The organism is Flexivirga sp. B27, from assembly GCF_052905685.1.
On record NZ_JBPYUM010000005.1, the window covers coordinates 176,420 to 188,133 of the forward strand.

11 protein-coding genes are annotated in these 11,714 nt (G+C 67.3%); 5 read left to right on the forward strand and 6 right to left on the reverse strand.

Annotation, left to right across the window (positions count from 1 at the left end; genetic code table 11):
- Window positions 1-73: 73 nt before the first annotated feature.
- Both ACSZL9_RS17620 and ACSZL9_RS17625 read left to right on the forward strand, forming a co-directional pair.
- Window positions 74-754 (forward strand): papain-like cysteine protease family protein, encoded by a 681-nt coding sequence (locus ACSZL9_RS17620; RefSeq protein ID WP_446666821.1) that lies wholly within the window; start codon window positions 74-76, stop codon window positions 752-754.
- Window position 755: 1 nt separating this feature from the next.
- A complete protein-coding gene (locus ACSZL9_RS17625) occupies window positions 756-1,547 on the forward strand; it encodes a hypothetical protein (RefSeq protein WP_446666822.1) in 792 nt (263 codons plus the stop codon).
- Between the two features lie 162 nt (window positions 1,548-1,709).
- Here the strand turns inward: ACSZL9_RS17625 and ACSZL9_RS17630 are convergent, their stop codons facing one another.
- Entirely contained in the window at window positions 1,710-2,417 is a 708-nt protein-coding gene (locus ACSZL9_RS17630) for a GntR family transcriptional regulator (RefSeq protein WP_446666823.1), read from the reverse strand.
- Between the two features lie 16 nt (window positions 2,418-2,433).
- Here ACSZL9_RS17630 and ACSZL9_RS17635 point away from each other — a divergent pair, with 16 nt between their 5' ends.
- The 3 genes from ACSZL9_RS17635 (at window position 2,434) to ACSZL9_RS17645 (ending at window position 7,200) form a co-directional block, all read left to right on the forward strand.
- Window positions 2,434-5,328 carry an FAD-binding and (Fe-S)-binding domain-containing protein gene (locus ACSZL9_RS17635; RefSeq protein WP_446666824.1) on the forward strand — a complete coding sequence of 965 codons (2,895 nt, stop codon included), beginning with the start codon at window positions 2,434-2,436 and terminating at the stop codon, window positions 5,326-5,328.
- A gap of 43 nt (window positions 5,329-5,371) precedes the next feature.
- On the forward strand, window positions 5,372-5,908 hold the full coding sequence (locus ACSZL9_RS17640) for a helix-turn-helix transcriptional regulator (protein WP_446666825.1): 537 nt from the start codon (window positions 5,372-5,374) through the stop codon (window positions 5,906-5,908).
- Window positions 5,909-6,000: 92 nt separating this feature from the next.
- Window positions 6,001-7,200, forward strand: a complete 1,200-nt coding sequence (locus ACSZL9_RS17645) for a DUF2306 domain-containing protein (protein WP_446666826.1) — start codon at window positions 6,001-6,003, stop codon at window positions 7,198-7,200.
- On the opposite strand, the gene ACSZL9_RS17650 is transcribed toward ACSZL9_RS17645, so the two are convergent.
- The 5 genes from ACSZL9_RS17650 to ACSZL9_RS17670 form a co-directional block, all read right to left on the reverse strand.
- Window positions 7,151-7,774, reverse strand: coding sequence for a hypothetical protein (locus ACSZL9_RS17650; protein ID WP_446666827.1), 624 nt, complete (start codon window positions 7,772-7,774; stop codon window positions 7,151-7,153). The genes ACSZL9_RS17645 and ACSZL9_RS17650 overlap by 50 nt on opposite strands.
- Window positions 7,771-8,961, reverse strand: a complete 1,191-nt coding sequence (locus ACSZL9_RS17655) for a hypothetical protein (RefSeq protein WP_446666828.1) — start codon at window positions 8,959-8,961, stop codon at window positions 7,771-7,773. Before ACSZL9_RS17655 ends, ACSZL9_RS17650 begins: the two co-directional genes overlap by 4 nt.
- Window positions 8,958-9,707, reverse strand: a complete 750-nt coding sequence (locus ACSZL9_RS17660; protein ID WP_446666829.1) for an ATP-binding cassette domain-containing protein — start codon at window positions 9,705-9,707, stop codon at window positions 8,958-8,960. Before ACSZL9_RS17660 ends, ACSZL9_RS17655 begins: the two co-directional genes overlap by 4 nt.
- Window positions 9,677-10,039, reverse strand: coding sequence for a hypothetical protein (locus tag ACSZL9_RS17665; protein ID WP_446666830.1), 363 nt, complete (start codon window positions 10,037-10,039; stop codon window positions 9,677-9,679). The genes ACSZL9_RS17660 and ACSZL9_RS17665 overlap by 31 nt, the downstream gene beginning before the upstream one ends.
- Before the next feature lie 224 nt (window positions 10,040-10,263).
- Complete coding sequence (locus ACSZL9_RS17670) at window positions 10,264-11,709, reverse strand: dihydrolipoamide acetyltransferase family protein (RefSeq protein ID WP_446666831.1); 1,446 nt, start codon at window positions 11,707-11,709, stop codon at window positions 10,264-10,266.
- Window positions 11,710-11,714 lie beyond the last annotated feature (5 nt).

The window sequence follows — 11,714 nt, forward strand, 5'->3', positions numbered from 1 at the left end:
GATTACCAGCACGATCCCGGGCATCCCCACACCCGCGACCGGTCGCCGGCGCGGTCCCCAGGAGGTGCACGCCATGCAGCGACACATCACAACCCGCCGGCTGGCGGCCACCGCAGTCGCGGTCGCCACCGCCGCGCTCACCGTCACCGGACCGGCCGACGCGGTCGAGGCCCCGACATCGGCCGCGAGCCCGAGCAGCACGACGAACGCAACGCACACGAGCCCGACGGGCACGACAAGCGCACGGCATACGACCCGGCCGAACGCCGCGCCGTCGAACTACTACCTCAACATCTACGGGCAGGCGCAACAGCAGTCGAACTGGTGCTGGGCCGCGACCGGCAACAGCGTGGCGGACTACTTCGGCCACAGCTATTCACAGAATCAGTTCTGCAACATGGCTTTCGGGCGCTCGACGAACTCGACCTGCCCCAACAACCAGGCGACGCTGGGCAACGACCAGCAGGCATTCGGGACGATCGGGATCAACCCGGGTCGCTACATCAGCGGGACAGTCGGCTTCAGCACGGTGGTCGACCAGATCAGCAACAACGAACCGATCATGACGCGCATCGGCTGGAGCTCCGGCGGTGGTCACATGATGGTGCTGACCGGCTATGACACCACCAACAACCAGGTGCAGTACTACAACCCGTGGCCGTCGGATCCGCGCTTCAACGTCTCGACCTACAACTGGTATCGCTCCAATCCGCAGTTCACCTGGACCCACACGCTCTACGGAATCGGAGCCTGAGATGACCCACCCGACCCGTCGCTTCACCATCGGCACGATCGCCGCCGGCACGGTGCTCGCCGCGACCGTCGCCGGCGCACCCACCGCTTCGGCTGCCGAGGGCGGCTCCCTGCCGCACCTGTCGGCGGCGCAGGAACGAGCAGCGGTTTCGGCCGCAGCCGCGCCCGGCGCCAAGGCGTTGCTGCAGACAGCGACGCGCAACGCCGCCGCGCGACAGCACCTGAAGCTCACCAGGACGCCGGCGAAGCTCGGGACACACGGCACTCCGGTCTACGCACTGTCCGCGAGCTTCGTGCGCGGGACGTCCGAGACACCCGGGCAGCTCTGGTATGTCGCAACATCCGCGACCACCGGCGCAGGGAAGATGACCCTTTTCACCGCCCCGGACAAGACCGGCAAGTGGCGGGCGGTGAACGTCGCGTCGGGCAACACCGAGGCGCGGATGGCCGCAGCTGCCGACGGTGCCTCGGTGCTCGTCGAGCCGCAGGTCGGCGCCTGGTATGCCGTCGCGGCCGACCGGGTGCGGCCGCTCAACAAGGCCGCGACACAGGTCGTCGGATCGGCGCCGGTGTCGGTCGCCGACTACCAGCAGCTCGTGCACGACCGCTACGCCGACAAGCAGGCGGGCAGCGCATACGACAAGCGTGGAACGGCAGGTGGTTTCAGCGCTTCAGCCACCTCGCCGGGGGCGGACACGCATCGCGGGATCCCCATCGGCGGAGTCGGTTTCGCCGCCGCCGGCCTGCTCGTGGTGGGGGCTGCCGGCGTCGGCCTGAAACGACGCCGGGCCTGACGGGCGAGGTGGCCGAGGAGCGAGGGACGAGCGTCTCGAGGCCCGGCCCGCAAGGTGGCCGAGGAGCGAGGGACGAGCGTCTCGAGGCCCCGGCCCGCAAGGTGGCCGAGGAGCGAGGGACGAGCGTCTCGAGGCCCCGGCCCGGAGCGGGCGCCCGGCGGATCACCCCCGCCGGGCGCTCGTCGCGTCTTGATCGGTCGCGTCTTCGACCGTCCGTTGCCACGCCTCGGGTGCGTCCGGGTCTCCGTCGTCGCGAGCCTGCTCGACCAACAGCCGCCCGGTGACCAGCAGGTGCGCACGCATCCGGTCGGCCGCAGCGACCGGATCACTGTCGGCGATGGCGCCGACGATCGGCCGGTGCTCGGCGACGATCTGGTCGCGGGTCCGCGAACGGTCGGTCGTGCGAGCGCCGAGCAGCCTTGTGGTGTCCCGTAGTTCGGCGATCAAGTCGGTGAGGCGGCCGTTGCGGGCGCAGCCGAGGATCGTCGCGTGCAGCCGCTCATCGGCGGCCTCGAAGGTCGCATCGGACGTCGCGGTGCGCATCGCCGTCAGGTGGGCGCGCAGGGCATCGATGACGTCCGGCGACTGCTCGCGTGCCGCCCGGGCTGCGGCCTGCGGCTCCAGGGCGAGTCGCAGTGCAAAGATCTCGGCGATGTCCTGGCCGGTCGGGCGGACCGGGCGGAAGCCGCGTTGCGGGACGAACTCGACGAGCCCGGCCTCGGCCAGGCGGAGCAGCCCCTCCCGGACCGGGCTCCGCGACATCCCGAGCCGGTCGGCCATCTGCGGCACCGAGTGGAAGCGGTCGCGACCGATGGTGCCGTCGTGCAGCCAGCCGCGGATCCGTGCAGCCGCGTCGTCCGCCATGGTCATGGGTAACATGTTACCTATGTCGTTGACTTCCGCACTGCGCTCGGCCGGGCTGGAAGCACGCGACGACGACACGACACGGGCGATCTACAGCTCCGACGCGTCGCTCTATCGCGTGCCGCCGGTCGCCGTCGCCTTCCCACGGTCCGCCGACGAGCTGGCCGCCGCGTATGCCGTCGCGCGCGACACCGGCGTGCCCTTCACCACCCGCGGCGCCGGCACGTCGGTCGCAGGGAACGCCGTCGGGCCGGGACTGGTGGTCGACCTGTCCCGCCACTTCGCGAAGATCCTGGAAATCGACCCACAGGCGCGGACCGCGCGAGTGCAGCCGGGCGTCATACAGGAGCAGCTGCAGCGGGCCGCCGCGCCGCACGGGCTGCGCTTCGGGCCCGACCCGTCGACCTCGACCCGGTGCACCATCGGCGGCATGCTCGGCAACAACGCGTGCGGCTCGCGCAGCCTCGGCTATGGCCGCACAGTGGACAACGTGGTTGCGCTACGCGGATTCTTCGGCACGACAAGCGAATTCGCAGTCCAGTCGCAGGGCGACGATGCAGTCACATCGAGCGAGACTGCGGCGCTGCGGGCAATCGGGCGGGAGAATCTGGCGCACATCCGCACGCAGTTCGGCCGGTTCGGCCGGCAGGTCTCCGGGTATTCGCTGGAGCACCTCCTGCCGGAGCGGGGTGCTGACCTCGCACGCTTCCTGGTCGGCTCGGAAGGCACGCTGGGTGTCGTGACCGAGGCGACGGTGCGCCTGGTCCCGGACCCGAAACATCGCCGGATGATCGCACTCGGCTTCAGCGACATCGTGGCTGCCGGGGCCGCCGCACCCGCGGTGCTCGCGCATCACCCGACCGCATGCGAGGGGCTCGACGCCCGGCTCACCGACGTGGTGCGCGCCCGCCGCGGCGACTCGGCAGTGCCCGACCTGCCGAAGGGCGGCGCCTGGCTCTTCGTCGAGGTGAGTGGTGACGACACCGCGGAGGTGGAGGCTCGTGCTGACGCAGTCGCGGCCGATTCCGCTCTCGGCGCTGTGGATTCGCGCGTCGTCCGGTCAGCGGCCGAGACTGCTGACCTGTGGCGCATCCGGGCCGACGGCGCCGGCCTGGCCGGGCGATCACCCGCCGGCGAACCCGCCTGGCCGGGTTGGGAGGACGCGGCAGTCCCGCCCGACCGGCTGGGCGACTATCTGCGCGACTTCGACGAGCTGGTCACCGCGCACGGCCTCACCTCGGCGCCGTTCGGTCACTTCGGCGACGGGTGCATGCACGTGCGGCTGGACCTGCCGCTGCAGCGGCCGGATGCACCAAACGTGTTGCGGTCCTTCATGACCGATGCGGCGGAACTCGTCGGCCGGTACGGCGGCTCACTTTCCGGTGAGCACGGCGACGGGCGGGCGCGCAGCGAGCTTCTCCCGCACATGTATGACGGGACCTCCCTGGCGCTCTTCGGTCAGGTCAAGCGCATCTGCGACCCGGAAAACCTCCTGTCTCCAGGCGTTCTCGTCGACCCGGCACCGATCGATCAGGATCTGCGATTTCCCGCACCGTCCGCACCCGCTGCCCGCTGGTCGAGTGCCCGGAGGAGCATCGCGGGGGAGGGTTTATCGAGACCAGGGCGGCCGAGCCTCGCGCTCGCCTGGGCCCCCGACGGCGGCGACTTCTCCCAGGCCGTCCACCGCTGCACCGGGGTCGGCAAGTGCCGGGCAGACAACACCGGCTCCGGCGGCGTCATGTGCCCGTCATACATGGCGACGAAGAACGAGAAGGACTCCACCCGCGGGCGCGCACGTGCACTGCAGGAGATGATCAACGGGTCTGTCGTGCAACAGGATTGGCGTGCACCCGAGGTCCATGAGGCGCTCGACCTGTGCCTGTCGTGCAAGGGGTGTCTCTCCGACTGCCCGACCGGCGTCGACATGGCCTCGATGAAGTCGGAGGTGCTGCACCAGGCGTATGCCGGCCGGCGTCGGCCGATCTCGCACTACACGCTCGGCCGGCTGCCGCAGTGGCTCCGGCTCGCCCGACGCATGCCCCGACTCGCCCGGCTGGCAATGCGTTTCGGCGACAAGGTCGGCCCGGCGAAACGTCTCGGCGGCGTCGACCCGCGTCGGTCCATCCCGGTCATCGCACCGACGTCATTCGGTCAGTGGGCGGCGGAACACGATCTGCACCCCTACGCGCCCGATGCCGCCTTACGTCCGGCGCTGCTGTGGGTGGACACCTTCACCGACGAGTTCACGCCCGAGATCGGTGCGGCGATGGTGGCGGTGCTGCGCGACGCCGGCTATACCCCGGTGCTGCCACCGCGGTCGGTCTGCTGCGGCCTCACGCTGATCTCGACCGGCCAGTTGGATGCCGCGAAAAGCACTCTGACGAAGCTGGTTTCGACTCTCGCACCAGCCGCCGCTGACGGCGTGCCGATCGTCGGCGTGGAGCCGTCGTGCACTGCTGTGCTGCGACACGATCTGCTGGAGTTGCTGCCCGACGACACGCGGGCGACCCAGGTCGTCGACGCCACGGTCACCCTGGCCGAGCTGCTCACCCGCACGGCGGACTGGCAGCCTCGCGACCTGGCGGGAGTGCGTGTGATCGCGCAACCGCACTGCCACCATCACGCAGTGATGTCCTGGACCGCGGACGAGAAGCTCCTGACGTCGGCCGGTGCCGAGGTGGTCCGGATCGGCGGATGCTGTGGTCTGGCAGGCAATTTCGGTGTCGAGCAAGGGCACTACGAGGTGTCGGTCGCAGTCGCCGAGACCAACCTGCTGCCGGCGATCCGCGACGCCCGCCCGAGTGACGTGCTGCTGGCCGACGGGTTCTCCTGCCGGACGCAGTTGCAGGACCTGGCCGACGTGCGCGCCATACATCTTGCACAATTGCTGGCAGGAGCGACGAAGGTGGCGCCCTGAGTAGGCCGAGGCGCCAGCCGAGGCCGTATCGAAGGGAGGACTGATGGCGGCGGAGCTGACGACGGCGTCCTACCTGGTGCTGGGCATCCTGAAGATGGCCGGGCCGGCCTCGGCATACGACGTCAAGCAGTTCTCCAGCACCTTCGTCGCGCCGTTCTGGTCGCTGCCGCACACGCAGGTCTACCTGCAGTGCAAGCGGCTGGTCGAGCTCGGGCTGCTGGAGCAGAAGGACGACGACGACCCGCGCGGCCGCAAAGAATTGGCGATCACCGACGCCGGTCGCGCCGAGCTGGACCAATGGCGCAGCGAGCCGACCACCGGCGCTGTCACAGCTCGCGACCTGTCGGTGCTGAAGAACTTCTTCGGCGGCCCGAGCGAGCAGATCGCCGCCGAGCAGGTCGCGCGTCACCAGGCGAAGCTGGACGGCTACCGCGAGTGGCGTGCGGAGCACGGTCCCAACTTCGACGACGGCCAGTCGGCCGCACTCGAGCTCGGCCTGCGCTACGAGGAGCTGATGGTCGACTACTGGCAGGGTTTCCTCGATCACGGCCCGTCGGTCTATCGAGTCCGCGACAACTGAGCGCCCCGGCACCTCTGGATCTCCGAGGGCCCGGCCGCTATCGTGATAGTTCAAACGGCACTATTCGAAACGAACTATGCCAAGGAGTCGGCGTGTCCCAGCCGCAGCGAACCCTGTCCCGACCCGCCCGCGTGGGCCTGTGGGCCCTGGCGATCGGCTCGCTCATCTACATCCCTGGCACGGTGCTCGCGATGCTCCCCTACTTCCACAGTGGGGCATGGACGCCGGAGACGGCGTTCCGCGACCTGCTGCCCGGCACCAGCGTGGCCGCGCACAGCATCCACGAGGCACTCGCCGGCCGGAAGGGCCCTTACTTGCACAGTGAGTGGCCGATGATCATCCACACCGTGCTCGGTGGCGGCATCATGCTGCTCGGGCCGTGGCAGCTCTTCACCGGCTCGCGGCGCCGGATGATGCGGGGGCACCGTTGGCTGGGCCGGACCTACGCACTCGTTGTCGGCGTCAGCATGCTGATGGCCGCGGTCTACCTGGTGCGCACACCGTGGACGGAGGTCTTCAGCGGCCCGGTCTTCGCGGTCGGGCTCTGGGGCTTCTGGACCGGTGTCGTGGTCAGCCTCGTGCTCGGCATCGCCGCGATCCGCCGTGGTGCGGTCGAGCGACACCTGCGCTGGATGGTCTTCGGCTACGCGTGTCTGATGTCGGCGCCGCTCATCCGGCTCGGCTGGACGCTGATCATGGGGCTGGACCATTCGGTCCCGATGCCGCGCGCCAACATCTACACCGGCTCGATGCTCTTCGGGATCTGCACGATCGGCGCGACCATCGGCGCGCGTGCGATCGACCGCCGACGCGTGGTGCCCGGCATGCGCCGGACCTGGGTCTCCGAGAACACCATGACGGCCTGCGTGACGATCGGCATCGTCGGCTACATCGTGCTCGGCATGCTGAGCTTCACCTGGCACCCGCAGTGGGGTCCGACGCGCATCTACTACTCGGCGACGTGGTTCGTCGTGCTCGGCATCAGCGCCGCCTCCGCGCTGCGCCATCGCGCCCGCGGCACCCATCCGTATGCCGAGCAGGAGTGGCGGGTCACCTTCGCCGCGCACATCCTCGCTCCGGCGGTGGGCCTGTTGTTCGCCGGCATTCTCATCGTGGCGACCGGGGTCAGTGCCGAGGTCGCCGAGATGGCGGGTGTCGCGGTCGGTTGGGGCGCGTGTGGGCTTGGGGCGTTCCTCGTCATCGACCGCGAATTGCGCCGGGCGGCAGCGCGAGCACCGCGGCTCAGCTATTCAGACGGAAGAGTCTCGGCAAAGACATCGGACGTTCGCTGACGTCGCGCAGGCTGTAAACGACCCAGGCAATCAGTGTCACCAGGAGCGCAGCGATCCACGACGCCATACTTGTCGCCGGCTGGTTCAGGATCGCCCACGGCTGCGGCGTGCCATCGTACGAGGAAGTGCCGAACATTAAGGTGATCCCGAGCGCCGCGAGCGGTACAGCCCATCCGAATTCGTAGCCCAACACTGCTGCAGACAAGGTGGAGACACCGACCATCACGAAACTGTTGCGCGCCATCACCTCGCTCGCTGTGCCCGCTTGGTCGAGCATCGCTATCGACGAGGACAGTGCCATCAGCACTGCTGACACACCCCACCAGAGCCCTCGAGCCGCACGCAGCATAGGTGGATTACGTTCGACGACGGCTGAGGGCGGACGCATTGCCAAATAGCTCAGACCCGCTGGCAACACACCGATGACGAGCTGTGGCATTGCACGCACGTCGTCCCTCAGCGGAACGTTCATCAGCGAGCCCGGCAGGACGATAGACAAGACGAAAGCGGCCATGCACAGTGCGGGCAACCATCCGGCGGCCCGCGCTTTGAGGAAGAGCCGAACGCCTTTCATCGGCAGATGTTCTCCAGTCTTGACACGGCTGCTCTCGCCCCCTGGCGAGTCGGGATCCTCGCCTTTCCGTCAAGGTCCGGATAGGTTTCGAAGCCTGCACTGTGGAGCAGGTAGTTTGAGATCGCTCTGATGTCGTCGTCGGCTGCAATCGGTAGCTCACGATGACAACCAGCCAGATATGCGCCGAACCCGGCGGCGATCTCGTCGGCACTCGCGTATGGCGGATGGATACTCCCGCCGACCGCGACCGACCCTTGCCGTGGATGGAGCAACTCCAACCCAACCGCCGTATGCATCGGCCGGTCAGGATAGAGGTCATGCGCGACTCTGTACAACGGCGGGACCTTCTTCTGAAGTGCGCCGAGCGCCTGTGGCACCTCTGCACTGGCACACACTTGCGGTCGTTCGCCCCGGCACACCAAGTCTGGATGCACCTGTGCTCGTACGACTTCCGGGTTCGAGCTCAGCAGGACCGCCGCCGCTGCCACTGCCAACACCCCACAACATGCCGAGGCGATGAGTTGCAGGCCATGCGGTCGACAGATCACGAGAAGCAATAGGGCGCCACACGTAGCGAACCAGAGACACTCAAGCAACACCGCAGAGGGGACGAACTCGTCACCGAGAAGATCCGTGTTTCCGGCGACTGCGACGACAAATCGGTCGTCGACACCGACGAACGGCACCAGGGCATACAGCACGACGGCAAGCGCGGGCGGCGTGACGATCTTCGGAGCCCACACGCCGATCGCTATGCCGGCAGCGACGTACGCAAGGAGCACTATGCAACCGGTCAGCAGTACGAGGAGGTCAGGGTGACCGAGCCGCCCGTGTCGCACGACAGCAAATATCCAAGCGGTCAGCATCCCGAGTAGGTGACATGACAACGCCCAGACGCCGAATCCGATGAACCGGAGTACATGTGCCTTCCATTTCGCGCGTGGAGAAGCCACTTCCAGCAACGTTCCGTGCCGAGCGTTCTCCACGCTGTCAGCAGCCGCTCCCGCTGCGACCAGCGGACCAAGCAAGATCATGATGGAAGTCGACAACTGACTTGTGGCGGCCCACGTGATCGACCAGTCTCGGCCATGCGCAAAGAGATTCAGCGCCTCGACCGCAAGGAAAAGAGGCACGAAATATCCGCCGAGACTTCGACGGAGCGCGATGCCGATGAGTCGTGGCGTCATACCGCAGAGGTGTTGTCGAGGTAAAGACCTTCCAATCCGGCTGGCTGCTGCCCTGCGTACTTCCGCTCGACGTCCGCCATCGGTCCGCTGTACGTGACTTCCCCCTCGTCGAGAACGGTCACCCAATCTCCGATCTTTTCCACGTCGTCGACCAGGTGCGTAGCCACGATGACGAGACGATCTTCAGCCAATCGGGCAACCTGTTCGCGCAGGCCGACGCGCTGCCGGGGGTCGAGGCCGACGCTCGGCTCATCCAACACAAGCACTCCTGGGTCGTGGACCAGCGCTTGAGCGATCATTGCCCTGCGGTGGTAGCCACCGGAGAGTTGACCAAGCCGCTGATCGAGCACCTTGCCCAGGTCGAGCGCCTCCACCGCACGAGTAATCTGACGCGTTCGGTCAGGCTTCGGAACTCGCTGCCACCAGGCCGAATACTCGAAGAGTTCGCGGATCGTAAATCGTCCCGGCCAGGACGCATGCTGGGCCACGTAACCGACAGCATCTCGCGGCAGGAGGATGCGCCCGTGTTGCGGCCTCAACAATCCGACCATCAGTGACAACAGCGTGGACTTACCCGCGCCATTCGGCCCGAGCAGAGCGATGACCCCTGTGCTCGGCCACTCGATTGATACGTCATCCAGAACTCGGATGCCACCGGGGTATCGAAATGCGACACCCTCAAAAGAAACACCGGAGATAGCTCTAATCCAACCTGTTAGTAGGAGCGCAGCCCTTGTCCCTTGCACGGATCCGGCCGCCAATCGATCTTCAGGCAGACCTGATATCGCGAACCATAACCCCGCCCACCACTCTTGCGGTTGGCGGTCATCGTCTTCGAGATCGGGGTCGCCTTATAGTCAATGTTCACAAATTGGGTATGCTTGATTTGGTCCCATTGATAAAAAGTAAGCCCGGTCACCGGGTTTTTGTGGGGCATATATGCATAGATGTAGCCGTCGGCATGAGTGTACCAATCGGACTTTCGCAGATCGCGGTACTTCACGGTAAGGTACGGCTTGGAGTTTACCCAATGCGCGCTCGCATCGCCCCACGAACGGTCAGCGCCGTTGTAGTGCAAGCGTACTGCTTGGAAACTCGACCGCGTTCGCCGTCGGCATGGTCGCAATCAGGAACGCGGCCGCCACAACTACAGCACGAAATGAAGTAACTCGCATTGTCAGACCTCCCCTTGTCTCATTCTCCCCTAGCAAAATCAATCTAGCGGAAGTGCGGGAGTTCGGGTAGAACTCATCGCGAGAATTTTCCGCGGCGTCGTCAGGTCCCTTCGACAGTGACAGTCACTCAGCCCCAGACCAGCGCCTTCGCCGGGTCCTCCAGCAGCGCCGCGATGTCGGCAAGGAACCGCGAGCCCAGATCGCCGTCGATCAGCCGGTGGTCGAAGGAAAGCCCCAGCTGCGTCACCTGGCGCGGCACGATCTGGTCGACGCCGTGCTCGTCGGTGATGACCCACGGCATCTTGCGGACCTGACCGAAGCACAGGATCGCCGACTCGCCGGGGTTGATGATCGGGGTGCCGGTGTCGACGCCGAATACGCCGACGTTGGTGATGGTGATCGTGCCGCCGGCCATGTCCGCCGGAGGGGTGCGACCCTCACGGGCCGTGCCGACCAGCGCACCGAGCGCTTCGCCGAGCTCCCGCATCGACATACGGTCGGCGTCCTTGATGTTGGGGACGACCAGTCCGCGCGGCGTCGCCGCGGCGATGCCGAGGTTGACGTAGTGCTTGAGCACGATCTCCTGCGCCGCATCGTCCCAGGTCGCGTTGACACCCGGATTGCGTTTGATCGCAACGAGAAGCGCCTTCGCGAGCACGAGCAGCGGCGTCACCTTGACGTCGCGGAAGTCGCGGTCGGACTTCAGCCGCTCGACCAACTCCATGGTGCGGGTCATGTCGATCGTCACGAACTCGGTCACGTGCGGCGCGGTGAACGCCGACCCGACCATCGCGTGCGCGGTCATCTTGCGGACACCCTTGACCGGCACACGCGTCTCGCGTGCCCCGTCGTATGCCGCAACGGCTCCCGCCGGTCCGGTGGCCGCGGCAGCGTTGCCACCACCCGCGATGAAGGCCTCGACATCGGCCCGGCTGATCACTCCGTCGTCCCGGGTCGGCTGCACCAGTGACAGGTCGATCCCGTTGTCCTTGGCGAACTTCCGGACCGGCGGCTTGGCCAGCGCCTTGCCACCGGAGCGCGCCGGGGCGCTTGCGCCGTTGCGGGACCGCGTGGGCGCCGGGGCGTCCTCTCTCGGGGTGGGCGCGCTCGGCACCGCGTCGGTCACCACGTGCTGGTGGAGGTCCGGTGCGGGCAGCGGGTCACCCTGACTGCCAGGGCCGTGCACACCCTCGAATGCCCGGCGTGCCCGGCGCTTGGTGGCACCGGCCACCGACCCGTAGCCCACCAAGTTGGCCACCCGATCCTCGCCCGAATCCTCTGCTGCGGCAGCGGGTTCCGGCGCCGCGGGTGCTGGAGCGTCATCCTCGGCGCCCGCCACGTCGATCGACACGATCGGCGCACCGACCTCGACGGTGGCGCCCTCCGCGACGAGCAACTCGACGACGGTGCCCTCCCACGGGATCGGCAACTCGACGAGCGACTTGGCGGTCTCGATCTCGACGACGACGTCGTTGACCTTGACACTGTCGCCGGCCTTGATCTTCCAGGTGACGATGTCGGCCTCGACCAGACCCTCGCCCGGGTCGGGCAGGTTGAACTGCTTCACGCCCATGTTTT

Excerpts from the sequence above, each read along its gene's own strand:
- ACSZL9_RS17620 (WP_446666821.1), top strand. The coding sequence starts at position 74 with ATGCAGCGACACATCACAACCCGCCGGCTGGCGGCCACCGCAGTCGCG.
- ACSZL9_RS17625 (WP_446666822.1), top strand. The coding sequence starts at position 756 with ATGACCCACCCGACCCGTCGCTTCACCATCGGCACGATCGCCGCCGGC.
- ACSZL9_RS17630 (WP_446666823.1), bottom strand. The coding sequence starts at position 2,417 with ATGACCATGGCGGACGACGCGGCTGCACGGATCCGCGGCTGGCTGCAC.
- ACSZL9_RS17635 (WP_446666824.1), top strand. The coding sequence starts at position 2,434 with ATGTCGTTGACTTCCGCACTGCGCTCGGCCGGGCTGGAAGCACGCGAC.
- ACSZL9_RS17640 (WP_446666825.1), top strand. The coding sequence starts at position 5,372 with ATGGCGGCGGAGCTGACGACGGCGTCCTACCTGGTGCTGGGCATCCTG.
- ACSZL9_RS17650 (WP_446666827.1), bottom strand. The coding sequence starts at position 7,774 with ATGAAAGGCGTTCGGCTCTTCCTCAAAGCGCGGGCCGCCGGATGGTTG.
- ACSZL9_RS17655 (WP_446666828.1), bottom strand. The coding sequence starts at position 8,961 with ATGACGCCACGACTCATCGGCATCGCGCTCCGTCGAAGTCTCGGCGGA.
- ACSZL9_RS17670 (WP_446666831.1), bottom strand. The coding sequence starts at position 11,709 with ATGGGCGTGAAGCAGTTCAACCTGCCCGACCCGGGCGAGGGTCTGGTC.